Consider the following 21,116-nt stretch of genomic DNA (forward strand, 5'->3'; position numbering starts at 1 on the left):
ATTATCGAGTACCGAGGCGCAAGCCTCGGTCTATTTTTACCCCGTCATTTCATTTCTTATCAATATCTGCGTCATCGACGTCACTGAATTTGCCGTCAATCTTTGTGTAAAGGAACATTGGTTATAGGAACCTCACAAGAGGCGCCGTCAAGGTTACCTTAGGCTATTGATAAGATGTGCAATGGCTATGTGTAGAGGAGAACTCCCATGGCAGGTCATAGTAAGTGGGCCAACATTAAGCACCGCAAAGCAGCGCAAGATGCTAAACGCGGTAAACTCTTTACCAAATTTATCCGCGAGTTAACGGTTTCAGCCCGTGAAGGTGGCTCAGATCCCGATTCAAACCCGCGTCTGCGTATCGCAATCGATAAAGCGCTCGGCGGCAACATGACCCGCGACACCATTGAGCGCGCAATCAAACGCGGCGCTGGTGAGCTTGAAGGCCAGCAACTCGAAACCATTATTTACGAAGGCTATGGCCCAGGCGGCACCGCTGTGATGGTCGAAACCATGACTGATAACCGTAACCGTACCGTGAGCGGCGTGCGTAATGCCTTTAGTAAATCGGGTGGGAACTTAGGGACCGATGGTTCGGTTGCCTATTTGTTCACTAAGCGCGGCGTGTTGTCCTATGCGCCGGGCACAGATGAAGACGCCCTGATGGACGCGGCGCTAGAAGCGGGCGCCGAAGATGTGGTGAGTTACGATGATGGTGCAATTGACGTATTTACCGAACCGACGGAGTTTTATGGGGTGAAAGATGCCCTCGATGCGGCGGGATTTGTCAGTGATAACGCCGAAATCGCGATGATAGCCTCGACCAAAGCGGAGTTAGATGCAGAGACGGCAGAGAAGTTTATGCGTCTTATCGATACCCTCGAAGAGCACGATGATGTGCAAGAGGTGTATCATAATGCCGAAATCTCCGATGAGATTATGGAAAGCTTAGGGTAAACCCAAGCTGTCATTTGATTTTTATCTTAGTAGGTGGCCGGAACTGAACTCGCCAGAGCTTAATTCTTGCATAGATCGATTCTTACATAGAGCAAGCGTTTAACACTCAGCTTTGAACCAGCGTTTAGACACCGCATCTTGCTTATAGGGTCACCTTAGATTTATCTTTGATTTATTGATGTTTTTTGCGCTGTTACTCGGCTTACAACCGCCGTTATCTAGGTTGAATAAAGTCGAGCACAGGCATTAGGGATAGCATGGCGATTATTTTAGGGGTTGACCCAGGTTCTCGGATCACAGGTTACGGCGTTATCCAATGCCAAGGGCGGCAGCAACTTTATTTGGGCAGCGGCTGCATTCGCACCTCGGGTGAGGATTTACCATTAAGACTCAAGCAAATCTTTGATGGGATCAGTGAAATTATTCGCCAATACCAACCCGATGAATTTGCGATTGAGCGAGTGTTTCTCGCCAAGAATGCCGACTCGGCCTTGAAATTGGGCCAAGCCCGTGGTGCGGCCATCGTGGCTGCAACAGTGGCCAACTTACCCGTTGCCGAATACAGTGCCACCCAAATTAAGAATGCGGTGGTCGGAACGGGGCGAGCCAAGAAAGAACAGGTTCAACATATGATCCAGCAATTACTTAAGCTGCCCGCGGCGCCACAGGCCGACGCTGCGGATGCGCTTGGCGTTGCGGTATGTCATTATCACACCAATCAAAGTTTGGTCGCCTTAAGCGGCCGAGCGACAACAAGAACATATGGACGGTACAGATGATAGGTCGTTTACGTGGCGTGTTAATTGAAAAGCAAGCGCCAGAGGTGTTGATTGATGTCAATGGCGTGGGTTACGAGTTACAGATGCCCCTTACCAGCTTCTATGAACTCCCGGAGGTCAATCAACCGACCACAGTGTATACCCATTTTGTGGTGCGTGAAGATGCCCAGCTGCTTTACGGCTTTATCACTAAAAAAGAGCGCTCACTGTTTCGCTTGCTTATCAAGGCCAACGGCGTGGGTCCTAAACTGGCGTTAACCATTCTTTCTGGCATGACCGCCAGCGAGTTTGTGGGCTGTGTCGAGCGCGATGATATAGTGACGCTGGTGAAATTACCCGGTGTTGGTAAAAAGACCGCCGAACGTTTATTAGTCGAGATGCGCGATAAATTGAAGAGCTTGATGGAAGCATCGGTAGGCTCTGAGCGTGAGTTCGTGCTGCAATCTAACTATTCACCGGCTCCGACGGTCAATAGTGCCGAAGAGGATGCGATTTCAGCCTTGCTCTCCCTCGGCTATAAACCACCACAGGCGAGTAAAGCCGTTTCTGCCGCCTATAAAGAAGGCATGGACAGTGAGACCTTGATTAAGGCCGCGTTAAAATCGATGCTCTAATGGCATGGTTTTCATTGAGGCTAGTGTTATATTGCGGTACGCGATTTTTGCAGCCAGTTAGGTTGCAACTGCACAAAAATAGCAAGTGCCGTATGTCGATGCGGTAACAGGAATAGGTAAATGATTGAAGCAGATAGACTGATCCAGCCGCAGCTGCAAGGTCAAGATGATGTTATCGACAGGGCGATGCGCCCTAAATTGCTCGATGAATATACTGGGCAGGATGATACGCGTGCCCAATTAAAAGTGTTTATTCAAGCGGCAAAGAATCGCGAAGAAGCCTTAGACCATATGTTGATCTACGGCCCGCCGGGGTTAGGTAAAACCACCTTAGCCATGATCGTGGCTAATGAAATGGGGGTGAACATCAAATCGACGTCGGGGCCAGTGCTCGAGAAAGCCGGGGATTTGGCGGCGCTGCTCACCAATCTTGAGGCGGGGGATGTGCTTTTTATCGATGAAATTCACCGTTTAAGTCCTGTCGTCGAAGAAATTCTGTATCCTGCGATGGAAGACTATCAGCTGGATATTATGATAGGTGAGGGGCCAGCAGCTCGCTCGATTAAGTTGGATCTACCGCCTTTTACCTTGGTGGGGGCGACCACGCGGGCAGGTGCGTTAACCTCTCCGCTAAGGGCGCGTTTTGGCATTCCACTTCGGCTCGAGTTTTATAATGTTAAAGATTTAAGCACCATTGTGACACGTTCGGCGCAGGTGATGGGATTGGCCATTGATAGTGAAGGGGCGACCGAAATTGCCAAACGCTCACGGGGCACTCCGAGGATTGCCAACCGTTTACTGCGCCGAGTGCGTGATTATGCGGAAGTGAAACACGATGGCGCTGTAACCAAGAAAGTCGCTGAGCACGCGCTCGATTTACTCGATGTTGATGGTGAAGGGTTCGATTATATGGACCGAAAACTGCTACTCGCGATTATCGATAAGTTTATGGGTGGCCCTGTGGGGCTTGATAACCTTGCCGCGGCAATTGGTGAGGAGCGTGAAACCATTGAAGATGTATTGGAACCTTTCCTTATCCAACAAGGCTTTATCCAACGAACGCCACGCGGTCGTATTGCCACAACCAGAGCCTATCTGCATTTTGGCATGATAAAACCAGAGTAACATCCAAGAAGGATGACCTTGTTAACAAAAAGCGGCCTTGGCCGCTTTTTGTTTTTACCGATTTTATTATTGTCCTTTTTGTCACCAGATAACTTTGTCGCTAGAACGAACCACATCCAAATCATTAAGATGAATATTATTTAATGAATAGTGGTTTAATTTAATGGACTATGGAGCGGGATAGTCATTGGGATGCTGTTTTTATTTAAATTTATTCGCCTAAATAATAATCTTTTTTGGTTTCTAAAAAATATTTAACTCGACTCATTAACAATAATAAAACAAATATATTTATGTGTTGAGTTGGAATAACTCGAATGGTATTTATATTGTTCATAAAATCAGCATTCAGATGGTTTTGGCTCAGCGTTTCCTATCCGATAGATGCATTATATTTCCGCTTTTTTATCCCTATCTCCCCCTGAAGCATCTCATGCTTAAGATTGATAATAATTTACAATGAATTGTTGCGTTTTTGTTTATCGTATATGTGTGGTGCATAAAAATCACAAGTTATTCATTTTTTATCTATGTCCAGCATGAAATCTCTTATATTTGCACGATTCTTTTTGTTGCAAAGATTGCCTGCGTGCATAATTAATCGACATTTGATTCTGTGCGTCAGATAGTTCTCATTTGATGAAATGTGATGTGCGTCACATTTTTAAGGGAATTCAATGTTTGTTAAATGTTATTTTATTAACAGCTGAAATCACTGTTTACCCCTAAAATTTACGGTTTTAAATGCTGTTAATAGGAGTTGATTGGTACTCAATATCAGAGTTAAACAATTGGGTTACAACATTGGTCAAAATAATAAACAAATTTGTTGTTAAGGTTAAAAAAATGAACGTTGACTGAATGAAAGTGAATCCTCAGTATCAAGCGCAACAGTCGTACAGCAATAGTCGTACAAACTGTAAGCATAAAAATAATAGTAAGATCTAGGGAGCATTCATTCATGATCAAAAGAACCAAAGTTGCATCAGCTATTAATTTAGCTGTCGTTAGCTCAATTGCTGCAGGTACCTTTGTTGCATCAAGCGCATTTGCAGCCGAAGAGACTGCAAAAGTTGAACGTATTGAAGTCACGGGTTCACGTATTCAACGTCAAGATATGGAAACAGCTTCTCCTGTTACCGTTATTGATGCAGCTGCAATCAAAGCCGAAGGCTTCACCTCTGTAGACCAAATGCTACAAGTTCAAACTTCAATGGCAGGTGCTGCGATTGGTTCAACCACTAACAACGGTGCAGACGGTGTTGCTCAAGTTGACTTACGTGGTATGGGCTCGCAACGTACACTCGTACTATTAAACGGCCGTCGCATGGTGAACTCAGGTTCAGGTGCTGACAGTGCAGTGGATTTAAACTCTATCCCTGTAGCTATGATCGCTCGCGTTGAAATCCTGAAAGACGGTGCCTCAGCGGTATACGGTTCTGATGCGATCGCCGGTGTAGTGAACATCATCACTAAGAAAGATTTCGATGGTTTCCAATTAGACTTCAACGGTAGCGGCACCGACAAGGGTGACGGTCAAAACGGTGATGTCAGTGCATTATATGGTTTCAATACCGATGGTGGTAACTACACCTTTGGTGCGGCTTACTCAGATCGTCGTGGTGTGATCCAATCGGACCGTAGTTGGACTAAACCTGGTGCTAGCTCTTTTGTACCAAATGGCGGACTTGTCGGTAACGTTTTAGATGAAAATGGCCAGCCTGTTCTGGATGAAGATGGTGTCAATGAGAAAGAAGTTAAAATTAATCAAGGAGGAAATTGGAGTCCATTAGAAAATGGTTACAATTTCACCCAAGATAGTTTTTATCAGACTCCGAGTGAAAGACGTAGCTTGTTTGCAAATATGACGCAAGAGCTTGGTAATGATGTGGTGTTAACTGCTGATGCCTTATACACAAACCGTCGCTCTAACCAACAGTTAGCTCCACAACCTGCTGATATTATGCTGAATGTTTGTGGTCAAGGTGTTGACCCAACAAAATGTGTTACGTTGGATAACTCAATGGCTACAGCTGGCATTGTTGCAGATGATGGCATGGTTAACTATCGCCGTCGTATGAATGATGTTGGACCACGTATTTATTCTCAGGATACTGATACTTGGCGTTTATCTGGTGGTTTAGCGGGTACTTTAGATGTACATACAGGTATGAACTGGGACGTTACTTATACCTATGGTAAAAACCAGGCTAAAACAGCTGTTGCAAACTCTATTAATGCTAAAGATGTTGCTAATTCAATATATGCTGACCAAGATGTTTGGTTTAGCGGTGCAGAATTATCAAACCAAATTGGTAATGATGTAAGCTACACAGAAAAGGCAAACGGCGGTAATGAGCAACAAACACTGTCAGCTGGTCTGAACGGTGAGTTATTCGACCTGAGCGCTGGTGCTGTAGGTTTCGCTATCGGTGCAGAGTACCGTCGTGAAAGTGGCTTCTATAATCCAGATCCTATTGTTGTTGCGGGTGAAAGTACTGCTTCACAACAAGATCCAACCGATGGTAACTACAACGTAATTTCTATTTTCCAAGAAGTTAGCGTGCCTTTTACTGAAAAACTGACGGGTGAATTTGCACTGCGTTTAGATGATTACTCAACCTTTGGTAAAGCGACCACTTGGAAAATCGGTTTAACATATAATGCAACAGACGAGCTGATGGTTCGTACCGTAGCAGCAACAGGTTTCCGTGCTCCGAGTGTAAGTGAGCTTTATGGCGGCAACTCAGGTTCATTTGATTACCTAACAGATCCTTGGGGTAAAGAATTAGATGAACAAATTGAAGTTAACTATATATCAGATGCAGATCTTAAGCCTGAAGAATCAGACTCTTACACTGCTGGTTTAGTGTACTCACCAAGCTACCTCGATGGTATGTCAGTGACACTTGACTACTGGCGCTTCAAAGTAACTAATGCAATCGCTCGTGCAAACACACAAGATGGTTTAGATGCGTGTTTCGCGGGTGATACTGCAGCTTGTGATCAATTCAATATTGGCGCAGGTGGAGATTTAACAAACTTGTCGAATGCGTTAACTAACGTAGGTTCACAAGACACTAGTGGTATCGACTTCAACTTAGCCTACAACTTCGAGCTGATTGGCTTAGATTGGAAAGTAAACAACGATACGACTTACTTAGTGAAGTTCGAGCAGGATGGTGAAGAATACACTGGCACTATCGACGGTAACTTCGGTGCTTATGCTCGCGTACGTAACAACTTCAGTATCTCTGCAGGTCAAGACGATTGGAACGTAATGTACTTCAACCGTTTCATCGGCGACATGCGTGACCTGAGCAAAGGTTACAATGTAGGTGATATCCTTTATCACAACATTTCTGGTACTTATCATATCAATGATATGGCAACTATTAGCTTCGGTGTGAAGAACTTTACTGATGAAAAACCATTGACCGTTTCTAACGGTAGTGATGGCGGTACTGTTCCAGAAGTTTACGACACTATCGGCCGTACCATTTACGGTGGTGTGACAGTTAAGTTCTAATCTTAGATAGAACCAACCCTCAAAAAGCGCCTTCGGGCGCTTTTTTGTTTTGGTGCAAAAGGTTACAACCCATTATTCATCGCTGCCAACTTGATCACAAATAAGCTAAAACTGATTTTTAATCACTTATGATGCTAGAGACATATTTTTAGTTATGGTAACATAAATGATATTGATTCTCGTTTGGTGTTTAGGGATGAGTAGAATACTGTTAGTCGATGATGATCCTTTATTCAGAGTTTGGTTAACTGATGCGCTGAAAACACAGGGACATGAGGTTGAATGTGCCATAAATGGCATTGAAGGGCTGAAACGGATCCGCAGTTTTATGCCCGACATTATCATGCTCGATCTGATCATGCCGCAGATGGATGGTTTTTCGCTTTTAGAGGCGAGGGACTGTATGACACCGATCATGATGCTTTCTGCCCGTGACAATGAGGAAGATAGGATCAGATGTTATGAGCTTGGCGCGGATGATTTTTTGACGAAACCCTTTAGCATTAAAGAGTTATTAGTCCGTTTGCATGCCTTAGAGCGGCGATTGATATCGCGCCCACCAGAGCAAATGGCCATAGAGCAGGCAACAATTCAGCCGGTCAAATTCGATGAAACGGCCTATAGGATCACTATCGGAAAAAATGCCGTAGAACTCACGCAAACCGAGTTTAGGCTGTTTAAATACCTGTTTGAGCGTAAGGGGCAAGTGATCACTAAGCAAGAACTGCAAAAATCTGTATTGCAGAAGGAGCTAGGGCGCTTTGACCGCAATTTAGATATGCATATCAGTAACACGCGGCGCAAACTGGCAAATACCCGTTTACCGCGGACATTAATCAACACTGTCCGTGGTCAAGGATACAGTTTTTCTGCTTGATGTGTAGTGAAAGGCTAACAAACTTGGCACTGATAAATAAAAGCACGACTGCTGGCTTCTTAGGCAATTTTGGTCGCTTTCATTTTCCCCAAATACGGATTTGGTTTATTCTAACGGGCATTAAAGTAGATGTGCATTTAGCATCATTACCCTCACATGAATAACCAAGTAGGAATCATTATGCGGATCAGTGCCAATTTTGATGGCGGAAATATCCAAGTCATTAATCTTGATAATAAAGACGATATTCAACTGGCAATCCGTCCCGATGCGGGCGGTGAGTTTTATCAATGGTTCAACTTCCGATTCGAAGGTGAGGTGGGTAATCAATACACCTTGAATATCATCAATGCGGGCACGGCTTCCTATCCTAAGGGCTGGCAAGATTATCACGCGGTTGCCAGTTACGATCGCCAACATTGGTTCCGTGTGCCAACCCAATATATCGACGGCAAACTGAGCATTCAGTTAGCGCTTGATTGTGATGCGATTCAAATCGCATACTTTGCGCCCTACAGCTATGAGCGTCATTTAGATCTTCTCAGCAACGCACAATTGCATCCCGATGTTAATCTTGAGCATTTAGGACTGACCTTAGATGGCCGTGATATCACCCTGATGAAAGTGGGCGATGGCAATCCCGATAAACGCAATATCTGGATCACCGCAAGACAACATCCTGGTGAAACCATGGCGGAATGGCTAGTCGAAGGCTTAGTTAACCGACTGCTGGATAATGATTGTCCAACGGCAAAAGCGCTGCTCGATAAAGCAAATTTCTACATTGTGCCGAACATGAACCCGGATGGCAGCGTAAGAGGTCATCTGCGTACCAATGCGATTGGGGTTAACCTTAACCGTGAATGGCAAACCTCGAGCTTAGAAAGAAGCCCTGAGGTTTACCATGTAGTGCATAAGATGCAGCAAACTGGCGTTGATTTGTTCTACGATGTCCATGGTGATGAAGGCCTCCCTTATGTGTTCCTCGCGGGTTGTGAGGGGGTGCCAGCTTACAATGAGCGATTGGCGCAGCTGCAAGCTGACTTGACTCAGGCATTAACCTTAGCCAGTGCAGATTTCCAAACCGAATTTGGTTACGCCAAAGATGAGCCAGGTCAAGCCAACCTGACCGTGGCCTCTAATTGGGTAGCGCAAACCTTCGACTGTTTGTCTAACACCTTAGAAATGCCATTTAAAGACAATAACAATCTGCAGGATCCATTTGTGGGTTGGTCACCAGAGCGCAGTATTTATTTAGGCGAAGCGTCATTGATTGCCATGCTCGCCGTGGTTGATAAGTTAAGATAGGTGCGAGTATGGCATTAATCGAATGTCCAATCTGCCGTAAACGGATGTCTAGCAAGGCACCAGCTTGCCCGCACTGTGAGGCAAAAACCAATGGTGACAATGACTCGCTTGCACGGATCAGTCATATCCAAAAGTCCAGCAGCCTCATGAACCATAGCTTTGTCGCCATGACGCTGTTTATTGCGGGAGTGGTGATTTGGTTTTGGGGCGGAGAGCCTGCCGAAGGTTTACGTGCGACCATTGGTGCCATCTGTTTTGTCTTTGGTTTTGTGGGTTATTTAATTACCCGTGTCAGAATCGTATTACATAAGCGAAAGAGTGTATGACAGATATTAATCAAGTGATCGACCAAATGCCCGAAGAAGTCTATGAAAGGCTGCGTAGCGCCGCTGAATTAGGCAAATGGGAGGATGGCACAGTATTAACTGAAGCCCAGCGTGAATCGACTCTACAAGTGGTGATGCTCTATCAGGCACGCCGTTTAGAGCAAACTGAACATTTCACCATAGGTGCCGGTGGAAAGTTAAATGAGCTGTCAAAGGCGGAGTTGAAGAAACAATTCCGTGGCGAGTCGATTGCCGAGTTTAAAGCTGACGAACTGTAATAGCAGAGTTGATGCTTAAACAACAAAAAGCCCACCAATGTGGGCTTTTTTATGCGTAACGTTGCGATATTTAGTCGGGACTGAGTTCACCGACCAAGTTTTGCAACATAGCCGCTTTGATTTCGCTCGGTTTTAGGTTTTTCGAGAGTAGGTAATGCAACTTCGCCAGTGCGGCTTCAATAGTCATATCTGCACCACTGATCACCCCCGCTTTGGCGAGGGCATTGCCTGTAGCGTAACCGCCCATATTGACCTTGCCTTGGAAACACTGAGTCAGGTTCACTAGCACAATTCCCCGTTCATCCGCTTGCTTTAGGGTATGGAGCAATGCCGGATCCTGCGGCGCATTGCCCACGCCAAAGGTCAGTAAAATAAGCGCCTTAACGGGTTGCTGCAGAATATTTTCAAAAATTTGCGTCGAAATGCCAGGGTAGAGAGTCACTACACCAACGGGCTGCGGGCTGATATTAGCGACTTCCAAAGGCTTATCGCTTGGCGTGGCAATTTTACCTGCACGCAGATTAATTTTGATGCCCGCTTCAAGCAGTAAGGGGAAGTTTGGCGAGGCAAAGGCATCGAAGCCGTCGGCATGAGCTTTGGTGGAGCGATTGCCGCGGAACAGTTTGTTATTAAAGAATAAACAAACCTCAGCCACCGGATAATTGGCGGCGATATATAAAGAGTTGAGCAGATTGGTTTGACCGTCAGATCTTAACTGTGCCAAGGGGATTTGTGAGCCAGTGACGATAACAGGTTTGGACAGGCCTTGAAGCATAAACGACAGTGCCGATGCGGTGTAGGCCATGGTATCTGTGCCATGGAGGATTACAAAGCCATCGTACTTGTCGTAATTGGCCTTGATATCATCGGCGATCATTTGCCAGTCGGTCGGTGCCATATTGGATGAGTCGATGAGCGGGCAGTACTCGTGGATCACAAATTCTGGCATTTCATCATGGTAAAACTCGGGCATGGATTGTACGCATTGGGTGAGAAATCCCGCCACTGGCGCAAAGCCATTTGCGGTTTTTTGCATGCCTATGGTGCCGCCCGTATAGGCGACATAAATGGAGCGTTTAGTCATTGTTATCGTTATCTTAGCTTCGAGTGGGCTGAATTATACGATTTTGCAGGCAGAAACCCAATAAAAAAGCCCGAGGGTTCGGGCTTTTCTCTTATGGATGTTGAGTGAGGTTTAGTTGATCACGCAGCTGTCACAATACACATACACATGGTTAGGATCGTTAAAGGCGGCGATGGTCTTTAAGTTGCCAGTCCATTGAGCCAGCATTTGCTCAAGCAGTGTTGAATGGCTGAGTGACGCGGGTAAGTAGGCTGAAACAGAGGCAAACATTTGCTGCACAAAACGCTGCTCAGGCGTGAGCTCTTGCTCAATTAAGCGGGTGTCGAACAAACTTAAATCCGCGAGTTTAGCGGCTTTAGCAACGGCTTGGTCGATATCGCCAAGCTCATCCACTAAACCTAACTCTAGGGCTTTTTTACCACTCCACACACGGCCTTGGGCGATGCTATCCACTTGTTCTAAGGTCATTTTACGTTCCTTAGCGACCAGAGAGATAAAGTCTAAATAGCCACGCTCGATATGGCGCTGGATAACCGACTCGATTTGTGGCGAGAGGGTACGAGTCACTGACAAACCTGCCCATTCTGAGGTCGATACGCCATCGGTATGGATGCCTAAGCTGGCGAGTGAATCTTCGAAAGTGGTGATCATCCCAAAGATCCCGATAGAACCCGTCAGTGTGGTTGGGGTTGCGAAGATATAATCGGCGCTGGCCGAAATCCAATAGCCACCGGACGCCGCAAGGCTACCCATACTCACCACCACAGGTTTACCCGCCGCTTTGAGGGCGAGTAATTCTTGGCGAATTTGCTCCGAGGCAAAGGCGCTACCACCAGGGCTGTCGACGCGAAGAACTAGCGCTTTGATATGTTTATCAAATCGCGCCTTGCGTAACAGCTCTGCGGTGCTATCACCACCGATTTGGCCGGCGGGTTGGCTGCCATTTAAAATAGTGCCGCTGGCAACGATAATGCCGACACTGTCTTGTTCTACGAAGCTTGGCAGAGGTGTCACTAAGGTTAAATAGTCGTAAAAGCTGACTTGTTTAAAGCTGTCACCCGACTTCTCTTTACCCACGCTATCTAGCATGACTTTACGGAACTCTTCATCGGTCGCTAGGGTATCGACCCATTTCATATTGATGGCCATAGTGGCGGAGTCGCCTTCGGCCTTATCGAGTTGCGCGAGGTAATTTGCCGAGTCGAGCACTAAGGTATTGGCATCAATTTGGCGATTTTGTGCCACAGTTTGAGTGTAACTCTGCCATACATCGGCGAGTAGGGCGCTGCTGGCTTCTCTGGCCGCATCCGACATATCGTCACGCATGTATGGTTCTACTGCGGATTTAAAGGTGCCGACGCGGAAAATGTGGGCCTTTATCTTGAGCTTCTCGAGGGCAGACTTGAAGTATTGGTTATACATACTTAGGCCATCGAGGGCGACGCTACCTTGGGGATTGAGGTAAATGGTATCGGCAAAGCTGGCAAGAAAGTATTGGTTTTGCTCGTAGTAGTTTCCAATTGCCACCACCTTTTTGCCGCTTTCTTTAAAACGATTTAGGGCATCACCGATGGATTGTAATTTGCTGATCCCTGCGCGTTTCAGCTCGGCCAAGTCTAAGACTATGGTGCTGATCCTGTTATCGTGCGTCGCGTTATCAATCACATAGATAATATCTGCCAGCAGGATTTCGCCATCGCTACTGCCGTTATTGCCTTGCTTAAGTGCGGCTTCAATCGGATCGACCTGCTGTTTTTGATCGACAATCGAACCCGCCAGATTAAGCACCAATGCTGAGTTATCTTCGACCTGAATATCTTCACTGCTGCCAATAGTAATGAGGATGATGGCGAGGAAGCCAAAAAAAATCAGGTTGAGTATGAATTTACGGATCCCGTTAAGGGTGTTCCATATAAATAAACATATTCTCTTGAAAAACGATGGGTTAGCGGACATTAGCCACTCCTTTGCTTATCGAATGTGCCAATGCTAACTGAAAATCCCCTCACTGGCTAAACACAATTGTAAAGGATTTTAACTTTTAACCCCCTAGCAACAGTTGAGCTTACATTTGACTCAAGGTATGCTCATTTAAATCACTTGTTTAAAAAGGATGTTTGAATGTCGTTTCCCCATTTATTAGAACCCTTAGATCTGGGATTTACCCAGCTCAAAAATCGTGTGTTAATGGGCTCCATGCACACGGGTTTAGAAGAAGAAAAGGGCGGATTTGAGAAACTGGCAGCGTTTTATAAAGAGCGCGCGTTAGGCGGCGTCGGTTTAATTGTCACCGGCGGTATCTCACCCAACCTACGTGGTCGCTTGACTCCCCATGCTTGTCAGCTGAGTTTTCCCTGGCAAGTAGGTAAACACCGCATTGTGACTCAAGCAGTGCACGAGGCTGGCGGTAAGATCTGTATGCAAATCCTGCATGCGGGGCGCTATGGTTACCATCCTTTTTCGCAGGCGCCGAGTAAAATCAAGTCGCCTATCACTCCCTTTACACCTTCGGCCATGTCAAGCCGCCAAGTACGCGCCACCATTAAGGATTACGCCAGTTCTGCCGCTTTAGCGAAAAGAGCGGGGTACGATGGTGTTGAAGTGATGGGCTCTGAGGGGTATTTGATTAACCAATTTATCAGTTCGCGAACTAATACGCGCACCGATGAATGGGGAGGCAGTTTTGAAAAACGCGCGCAATTCCCGATTGAGATTGTGAATGCGATTCGCGCCAAAGTGGGCAAAGACTTTATCATTATCTTCCGCTTATCCATGCTCGACTTAGTCGATAACGGTTCCACCTGGGACGAAGTCGTACAACTGGCCAAGTGGCTTGAGCATGCTGGGGTGTCGATTATTAATACTGGGATTGGCTGGCATGAGGCTCGTGTGCCAACCATTGCGACCAGCGTGCCCCGCGGCGCCTTTGCTTGGGTAACAGAAAAACTTAAAAAATCGGTTTCAGTGCCTCTGATTGCCACAAACCGCATCAATACGCCTGAGATTGGCGAGCAAATCATTGTCTCTGGTCAAGCGGATATGGTGTCAATGGCGCGGCCGTTCCTAGCCGATCCTGAGTTTGTGAATAAAGCGGCGGCTAACACGCCAGAGCTTATCAACACCTGTATTGGCTGTAATCAGGCCTGTTTGGATCATACATTCTCACTCAAACGTGCCACTTGCTTGGTCAACCCTCGTGCCTGTTATGAGACCGAAATTAACTTTTTACCCACCAGTAACAAGAAGCGTATTGCTGTGATGGGCGCAGGCCCCGCTGGGATGGCATTTTCGGTGTATGCGGCCATGCGCGGCCATGAAGTGGTACTCTTTGAGGCTAAGTCCGAGGTGGGTGGTCAGTTTAACCTGGCACGTAAAATCCCAGGAAAAGAAGAGTTTAACGAGACGATTCGTTATTTCCTTAATCAAATCAAACTGCATAAAATTGATTTGCGCTTAAATACCCGTTTAGATGCTAAGGTACTGGAAACCGAAACCTTTGATGAAATCGTTATCGCCTCGGGCGTGGTCCCGCGTGAGTTAAGCTTACCAGGATTTGATAGCCCCAAAGTGGTGGATTATCAACAGGTACTGACGGGCCAAGCCACGATTGGCAACAAAGTGGCCCTGATTGGTGCCGGCGGTATCGGCTTTGATATGGCGCATTACCTCTGCGAATCTGAGTCGAGTACGCTTAATCCTGAAAAATGGTTAAAGCAGTGGGGTATCGACAAGCAATATCAGCATGCGGGCGGTTTAGCTGAGCCTGAAGTCGATAATAGCGAGCATAGACAAGTCTATCTGTTACAACGTAAGACCTCTAAGATGGGCCAAGGCTTAGGTAAAACCACCGGCTGGATCCACCGTTTAGTGTTAAAACAGCACGATGTGAAGATGAAAACCGGCGTCAGCTATGACAAGTTTGACGATGCGGGCCTGCATATCCGCGTTGGCGAGCAAACCGAAGTATTGGCCGTGGATAATGTTATCCTTTGCGCCGGACAAGAATCTAACCGCACCTTAGTCGATGAGATGAAAGCAACGGGCATTCCAGTGCACTTGATTGGCGGTGTTGATGTGGCCGCCGAGCTCGATGCAAAACGTGCCATTCGCCAAGGCGCCGAGCTTGCCATGCGACTGTAGTTTTTATGAGGTTTATGTCCCGTCCTAAGATAGGTTGACAGTTTTTAGGCCAGCTCCAGTAGCTGGCCTTTTCTATTGTGCACCTGATTAGGGGAGTCCATATTCAAACTCAGATGCGGTCTCATATTGTTGTATATTGCTATCGATTCTCTAACAAGTATCTTCAGCTCCGCAAATGTCCTACATCGGTGCAGTAAAAACTCCTGCTTCAGTATGCCATTCACTCTTTCTGCTAATGCATTTTGGTAGCAATCATAACCATCCGTCATTGACGGCTGGATTTGGCTCGCCTGAAGCGCATTCTGATAAACTGCTGAGCAGTATTGTAAACCTCTGTCTGAGTGATGCACTGCGTTGCCGATATAGCGCTTATCTTTTATGGCCATTTTTAACGCTTTCACCACACTCTCGGCTTTCATGTCTTTACTCACGTGATGACCGACTATCTTACGAGAACTGGCATCGGTGACTAGTGACAGGTAGTGCACACCTTGGTCTGACTCAAGATAGGTGATATCGCTGACCAGTACATGCTCTGCATCATGCAGTCCTTCCTCTTTCAGCAGATTAGGATGCTTCTTCATCCAGTGTTTGCTGAACGTGGTTTTTGTGTAGCTTTTCTTCGGTTTAACCTGTAAACCTTCACTTCTCAAATAGGTAAAGAACCCATCTCGCCCGAGTTTAATATCGTGCTCAACCAGCCTGGATTTTATCAACGTGTAGAGCTTACGGGCCCCTAACCTTGGCATATATTTACGCCAGTACTGGACCCAGTCTTTGATGACCGATAGCTCAGCTCTACGACTTTCCATTCGCGCAACTGCCTGATAAATACCTTGCCTCGACATACCCGCAGCACGACATGCGGCAGCGAGGTTTATTTCTCCGTTGCCTTTTGCTTGCCAGACGTACCGGATAAGTACTTTTTTCTGAGGCCTGCTCCATATTCATTGTCCATGATATCAACCATGCCATTGAGGATTTTGTTACGCAGTTTCTCTTCTGCTAACTCACGTTCAAGGCGCTTGATAGTTTCGGCAGGGGTTTCTTTTGACTTAGGCATAAGGGGATGCTGAAAAGGTTTCGACCAATCGAGTCTACCATGTTTTCTAAGCCAAACGAGTACCGTTGAACGGCCTTGAATACCAAAATGGGCTTGGGCTTGTTTGTACGTCATTTCGCCTTTTTCAACACGCTCTACAACGCCTAATTTAAAGGCTAAGGTGTAATCTCGTTGTGTGCGCTTACGGCTTGAGTTAATTGATGTTGTCATAAAGAAGTCCTCTTTATGTCAACGTATTTCAGGACTAGACATTACTAACACAAAAGCCTGAGTCAGACTCAGGCTTTTTTGTTGATTGATATGAAGATAAGCGCTTATCTATATGAGTGGGCCATCTGCTTAGTTGGGTAAATGCCCATAACTTACCACCCGCGTGACTTGCCACTGGCCATTGGCGTGTTGCCAGACCATTAAAAATTTGGCTTTGCCGTCACAACTGCCTGTTTCTTGGCTGCAAAATTTATGTACGCCCTCAGTTATCGCACCAAAGTCCTTGATGGGATAGGCTTGAAAGCTTTCTTCAACCAGTGAGCGGGTGTATTTACCGCAGGCATAGTTTTTAGTGTTGTCGATCATCGACTGGCGATCCCAAGTGACACCACCGTTGTCATGGTAAAACTCGACCTTCTCTGCAAAGTAACTTTCGTGTAGCTTGAGTTGTTGCTCATCGGCACAATGATTAAATGAATCAAATACCTTGCTATCCATATCTTTCATCTCGGCAACGAGGTTATCTGCACTTGAAAATGCACTCATTGACACAAGCAGCAAGCTGATCGCGATTAACTTATCCATAGCTCTCCTTGGCATAAACTGGTCCACCTAATACAAAGTAAAAGTTAGTGGAAAGCAATAACATAATGATCTTTTGGCAAGCTAACAAGGACGAGTGATAAAGCGTTTGGGAAGCCGTAATAATGCTGTCTTTTGCTAATTAGTAAGTGTTATGCAGGGAAGATGTTCGTCAATACGAATCGGTAGCAAACGACTCTGCTAGTCTTCGACCACTTCTTGCTGTGGCACAGCTTTGAGATTGGCGGTTTTACGCGTCGATGGGGTTTGGGCGCGAGTGTTACCGCAAGCATAGGTCACCACGGCAGCACCTTCGGGGGATAAATCGAGTTCTAAATCTTCGCTAGGAATACAGCAGCAGGGCAGACATTCGTCGGCATTAAGCTCGGCCAAAGGCTCGGTTAAATAGCTGACGCTGCCGCTAATAATACGGGTCTTGCAAGCGCCGCAAAAACCACTGCGGCACTCAGAGAAAATGGTCACTTTTTTGGCTTCGAGTGCTTGCAACAACGAATTGTGCTGTTCGGTAAACAGCAGCACAGGTTGCCCTTGAAGGCGCACAATGGGCGCCTTCGCAAAGGGGTTGTTTAACAGCAGGTTCGATTTAGCCATAAGCAATCAAATCCCGTTAGAGATCGAAATCGAGGAATTCATCACTGTCGACGGCCGAATCGATTTGACCGACAAGATAAGATGACACTTCGACTTCCTGTGGTGCCACTTGTACTGCATCACTCTCTAACCAGTTCTTCATCCAAGGCAGTGGGTTAGACTGCTCTGCATAAGGCTGTGGCAGGTTAACGGACTTCATCCGTTGGTTAGTGATGTACTCAACGTATTGGCAGAGGATCTGCTCGTTGAGACCGATCATCGAGCCGTCTTTGAACAGGTATTTCGCCCATTCTTTTTCTTGCTCGGCGGCTTTTAGGAACAGGTTATAGGCTTCCTGTTGGCACTCTGCTGCAATTTCACCCATTTCAGGATCGTCTTTGCCGGCCTGCATAATGGTTAAAATATGCTGAGTACTGTTTAAGTGCAGCGCTTCGTCACGGGCGATAAGACGAATAATTTTCGCGTTACCTTCCATGAGCTTGCGCTCAGCAAATGCGAATGAGCAGGCAAAACTGACGTAGAAGCGAATCGCTTCGAGGGCGTTAACTGACATCATGCACAGGTACAACGCTTTCTTTAGCGTGCGAGTGTTGACTTCAATCGGCTCGCCATCGATCACATGGGTGCCTTCACCTAACAGGTGGTAAACCTGCGTGAGTTTAATTAAGTGATCGTAATATTCGGCAATGTCAGTCGCGCGGCGCAGGATCTCTTGATTCACCACGATATCGTCAAAAATCACTGAAGGATCGTTCACGATATTGCGAATAATGTGAGTGTATGAGCGCGAGTGGATGGTCTCCGAGAATGACCAAGTCTCAATCCAGGTTTCTAACTCTGGCAGCGATACCAGCGGTAGAAATGCCACGTTGGGCGAACGACCTTGGATAGAATCGAGCAGTGTTTGGTATTTCAGGTTCGAAATAAAAATATGCTTTTCATGATCTGGCAGTGAGTTGTAATCGATCTTATCGCGGCTCACGTCGACTTCCTCTGGGCGCCAGAAGAAAGACAGCTGCTTTTCAATTAGTTTTTCAAACACTTCATATTTTTGTTGGTCGTAACGAGCGACGTTAACCGATTGTCCGAAAAACATAGGTTCACGGGTGGCATCGTTCGGTGTTTGGCAAAAAGTAGAGTAGGTCATGGTACGAGTATTCCAATAAGTCGGGATCCCAAAGGGATCCCGTAACCGTTAACATTAAAGATTAGATTTTGCAGGCGCCGCCAGCACAGCCGTCATCTTCTTTCTCTATGTTGGTAATGTCATCGTGTTGATCCGATGCACCATCGCGAGTGTTATGGTAGTACAGCGTTTTTACACCTAACTTATAGGCATTGAGTAAGTCTTTCAGCAGAGTCTGCATCGGAACCTTACGGCCTTCGAAACGCGTGGGATCATAGTTAGTGTTGGCCGAAATTGCTTGGTCAACGAATTTCTGCATGATACCCACGAGCTGTAAGTAACCTTCGTTGCTTGGCATTTGCCATAGCAGCTCGTAGTTGTATTTCAGCTCATCAAAATCAGGCACCACTTGCTTTAACTGGCCATCTTTACTGGCTTTGACACTGATCAAACCGCGTGGCGGTTCGATACCGTTAGTCGCGTTTGAGATCTGTGATGAAGTTTCAGACGGCATCAGCGCAGACAGGGTCGAGTTACGTAAACCGTGCTGTTTGATGTCTTGGCGCAGTGTTTCCCAGTCTAAATGCAATGGCTCGCTGCAAATTTTATCTAAATCACGTTTGTAGGTATCGATAGGTAAAATACCTTGGGCGTAAGTGGTCTCATTAAATAATGGGCACGCACCTTGCTCTTTTGCCAGATTCATTGACGCCTTGAGCAGATAGAATTGAATCGCTTCAAAGGTCTTGTGAGTCAGGTTGTTCGCGCTACCATCGGAGTACTTCATGCCATTCTTCGCTAAGTAGTTAGCGAAGTTGATAACACCAATACCTAAGGTACGACGGTTCATCGATGAAATTTCAGCCGCTTTGATTGGATAATCTTGGTAATCCAGCAGGTTATCCAGTGCACGTACCGCTAAATCGGCTAATGGCTCAAGCTCGGCTAAGTTTTTGATCGCACCTAAGTTTAACGCTGACAGTGTACACAGCGCGATTTCACCGTTCGGATCGTCAATGTTGTTCAGTGGCTTGGTCGGCAACGCGATTTCAAGACAAAGGTTAGATTGTCTGATCGGAGCGACTTTCGAGTCGAACGGACTGTGGGTGTTACAGTGGTCAACGTTTTGGATGTAGATACGGCCTGTTGAAGCACGCTCTTGCATCATTAATGAAAACAGTTCGACTGCTTTCAATGTCTTCTTACGAATGCTGCTGTCTTGCTCATATTGCAGGTACAGACGTTCGAATTCGTCTTGATCTTCGAAGAAGGCATCGTAAAGACCTGGCACGTCCGATGGACTGAACAGGCTGATGTTTTCGCCTTTGATCAGACGTTGATACATCAGCTTGTTGAGCTGCACGCCGTAGTCTAAGTGGCGAATACGGTTATCTTCAACACCGCGGTTGTTTTTCAGTACCAGCAGCGATTCTACTTCTAAGTGCCAAATGGGGTAGAAGAGGGTCGCTGCACCACCACGAACGCCGCCTTGCGAGCAAGACTTCACCGCCGTTTGGAAATACTTGTAGAAAGGTAAGCAACCAGTGTGGAAGGCTTCGCCGCCGCGGATTGGGCTACCTAATGCACGGATACGACCGGCGTTGATACCGATACCCGCGCGTTGGCTGACATACTTCACGATAGAAGAGGCGGTCGCGTTGATAGAATCTAAGCTGTCGCCACACTCAATCAGAACACATGAACTGAATTGACGCGTTGGCGTACGTACACCCGCCATGATTGGCGTGGGCAGAGAAATCTTAAAGGTCGATACCGCGTCGTAAAAATCTTTAACGTATTGTAGGCGCGTTTCTTTTGGATAACGGGCAAACAAGCAGGCCGCCACCAGAATATAGAGGAACTGGGCGCTCTCATAGATCTCGTGGGTGACACGGTTTTGTACCAGATACTTACCTTCGAGCTGTTTTACCGCCGCGTAGGAGAAGTTCATATCGCGCCAATGGTCGATATAGGTATCCATGATATCGAGTTCTTCGCGGGTGTAATCCTGCAGAATATGCATATCATACTTGCCAAGCTCGACCAGTTTAGTCACATGGTCGTATAACTTTGGCGGCTCGAACTGACCAAAGGCCTTCTTACGTAAATGGAATACGGCTAAGCGCGCAGCCAGAAACTGATAATCCGGTGATTCTGGGGAAATTAAATCCGCCGCAGATTTGATGATCGTTTCGTGGATAGCTTCGGTTGGGATCCCGTCGAAAAACTGTAAATGCGTGCGAAGTTCAACTTCAGAAACAGAAACGTTTTTTAATCCCTTGGCTGCCCAAGTAATTACGCGGTGTATTTTGTCGAGATCGATTGTCTCACGTGCACCACAGCGTTTTGTGACTGTCATATTGCTATTCATTGAAGAGAGGCCTTGGTTCTGATATCTGTTCAGGTGAACTAAGTCACCGTACGTTTCCTTGTAAAACAATCAACCTGAAAACCCTTAATACTGCTGACTATGCAGGAGATAGTCGATTTAACGGGGAACTTCTAGTGT

At 46.4% G+C, this 21,116-nt stretch carries 17 protein-coding genes; 10 read left to right on the forward strand and 7 right to left on the reverse strand.

Features of this window, described 5'->3' with window-relative positions; genetic code table 11:
- The first annotated feature begins 207 nt into the window (after positions 1 to 207).
- The 9 genes from SHEWMR4_RS09995 (at position 208) to SHEWMR4_RS10035 (ending at position 9,790) form a co-directional block, all read left to right on the forward strand.
- Positions 208 to 954 (forward strand): YebC/PmpR family DNA-binding transcriptional regulator, encoded by a 747-nt coding sequence (locus tag SHEWMR4_RS09995; protein ID WP_011622670.1) that lies wholly within the window; start codon positions 208 to 210, stop codon positions 952 to 954.
- A gap of 257 nt (positions 955 to 1,211) precedes the next feature.
- Positions 1,212 to 1,733, forward strand: a complete 522-nt coding sequence (gene ruvC, locus SHEWMR4_RS10000; protein WP_011622671.1) for a crossover junction endodeoxyribonuclease RuvC — start codon at positions 1,212 to 1,214, stop codon at positions 1,731 to 1,733.
- The gene (ruvA, locus tag SHEWMR4_RS10005; RefSeq protein WP_011622672.1) at positions 1,730 to 2,347 is read left to right on the forward strand and encodes a Holliday junction branch migration protein RuvA; all 618 of its coding nucleotides are present in this window, start codon (positions 1,730 to 1,732) and stop codon (positions 2,345 to 2,347) included. The genes ruvC and ruvA overlap by 4 nt, the downstream gene beginning before the upstream one ends.
- A gap of 120 nt (positions 2,348 to 2,467) precedes the next feature.
- Positions 2,468 to 3,472: a Holliday junction branch migration DNA helicase RuvB gene (gene ruvB / locus SHEWMR4_RS10010; RefSeq protein ID WP_011622673.1), complete on the forward strand. Its 1,005-nt coding sequence runs from the start codon at positions 2,468 to 2,470 to the stop codon at positions 3,470 to 3,472.
- A 961-nt stretch (positions 3,473 to 4,433) separates the two neighbouring features.
- A complete protein-coding gene (locus SHEWMR4_RS10015) occupies positions 4,434 to 7,001 on the forward strand; it encodes a TonB-dependent receptor plug domain-containing protein (RefSeq protein ID WP_011622674.1) in 2,568 nt (855 codons plus the stop codon).
- Between the two features lie 196 nt (positions 7,002 to 7,197).
- Positions 7,198 to 7,878 (forward strand): response regulator transcription factor, encoded by a 681-nt coding sequence (locus SHEWMR4_RS10020; RefSeq protein WP_011622675.1) that lies wholly within the window; start codon positions 7,198 to 7,200, stop codon positions 7,876 to 7,878.
- 180 nt (positions 7,879 to 8,058) lie between these two features.
- Positions 8,059 to 9,186 (forward strand): M14-type cytosolic carboxypeptidase, encoded by a 1,128-nt coding sequence (locus tag SHEWMR4_RS10025; RefSeq protein ID WP_011622676.1) that lies wholly within the window; start codon positions 8,059 to 8,061, stop codon positions 9,184 to 9,186.
- An 8-nt stretch (positions 9,187 to 9,194) separates the two neighbouring features.
- Complete coding sequence (locus tag SHEWMR4_RS10030) at positions 9,195 to 9,512, forward strand: hypothetical protein (protein ID WP_011622677.1); 318 nt, start codon at positions 9,195 to 9,197, stop codon at positions 9,510 to 9,512.
- The gene (locus tag SHEWMR4_RS10035) at positions 9,509 to 9,790 is read left to right on the forward strand and encodes a YeaC family protein (RefSeq protein ID WP_011622678.1); all 282 of its coding nucleotides are present in this window, start codon (positions 9,509 to 9,511) and stop codon (positions 9,788 to 9,790) included. Before SHEWMR4_RS10030 ends, SHEWMR4_RS10035 begins: the two co-directional genes overlap by 4 nt.
- 70 nt (positions 9,791 to 9,860) lie before the next feature.
- Here SHEWMR4_RS10035 and ansA read toward each other — a convergent pair whose 3' ends face one another.
- Entirely contained in the window at positions 9,861 to 10,874 is a 1,014-nt protein-coding gene (gene ansA, locus SHEWMR4_RS10040; protein ID WP_011622679.1) for an asparaginase, read from the reverse strand.
- Between the two features lie 111 nt (positions 10,875 to 10,985).
- Positions 10,986 to 12,830: a signal peptide peptidase SppA gene (gene sppA / locus SHEWMR4_RS10045; protein ID WP_011622680.1), complete on the reverse strand. Its 1,845-nt coding sequence runs from the start codon at positions 12,828 to 12,830 to the stop codon at positions 10,986 to 10,988.
- Between the two features lie 165 nt (positions 12,831 to 12,995).
- Here sppA and SHEWMR4_RS10050 point away from each other — a divergent pair, with 165 nt between their 5' ends.
- A complete protein-coding gene (locus SHEWMR4_RS10050; protein ID WP_011622681.1) occupies positions 12,996 to 15,014 on the forward strand; it encodes an FAD-dependent oxidoreductase in 2,019 nt (672 codons plus the stop codon).
- A 44-nt stretch (positions 15,015 to 15,058) separates the two neighbouring features.
- Here the strand turns inward: SHEWMR4_RS10050 and SHEWMR4_RS20760 are convergent.
- From SHEWMR4_RS20760 to nrdA, 5 genes are all read right to left on the reverse strand, one after another.
- Positions 15,059 to 16,287 (reverse strand): IS3 family transposase gene (locus SHEWMR4_RS20760; protein WP_086022262.1). Its coding sequence is split into 2 segments (ribosomal slippage): positions 15,059 to 15,936 and positions 15,936 to 16,287, totalling 1,230 coding nucleotides; the frame shifts between segments, so codons are not numbered across the junction.
- Between the two features lie 129 nt (positions 16,288 to 16,416).
- A complete protein-coding gene (locus SHEWMR4_RS10065) occupies positions 16,417 to 16,872 on the reverse strand; it encodes a nuclear transport factor 2 family protein (protein ID WP_227499240.1) in 456 nt (151 codons plus the stop codon).
- A gap of 198 nt (positions 16,873 to 17,070) precedes the next feature.
- Complete coding sequence (gene yfaE / locus SHEWMR4_RS10070) at positions 17,071 to 17,481, reverse strand: class I ribonucleotide reductase maintenance protein YfaE (RefSeq protein WP_011622685.1); 411 nt, start codon at positions 17,479 to 17,481, stop codon at positions 17,071 to 17,073.
- A 16-nt stretch (positions 17,482 to 17,497) separates the two neighbouring features.
- On the reverse strand, positions 17,498 to 18,628 hold the full coding sequence (gene nrdB / locus SHEWMR4_RS10075; protein ID WP_011622686.1) for a class Ia ribonucleoside-diphosphate reductase subunit beta: 1,131 nt from the start codon (positions 18,626 to 18,628) through the stop codon (positions 17,498 to 17,500).
- 61 nt (positions 18,629 to 18,689) lie between these two features.
- Entirely contained in the window at positions 18,690 to 20,978 is a 2,289-nt protein-coding gene (gene nrdA / locus SHEWMR4_RS10080; RefSeq protein ID WP_011622687.1) for a class 1a ribonucleoside-diphosphate reductase subunit alpha, read from the reverse strand.
- Positions 20,979 to 21,116: the final 138 nt, after the last annotated feature.

It is taken from the genome of Shewanella sp. MR-4 (genome assembly GCF_000014685.1).
GTDB lineage: Bacteria > Pseudomonadota > Gammaproteobacteria > Enterobacterales > Shewanellaceae > Shewanella.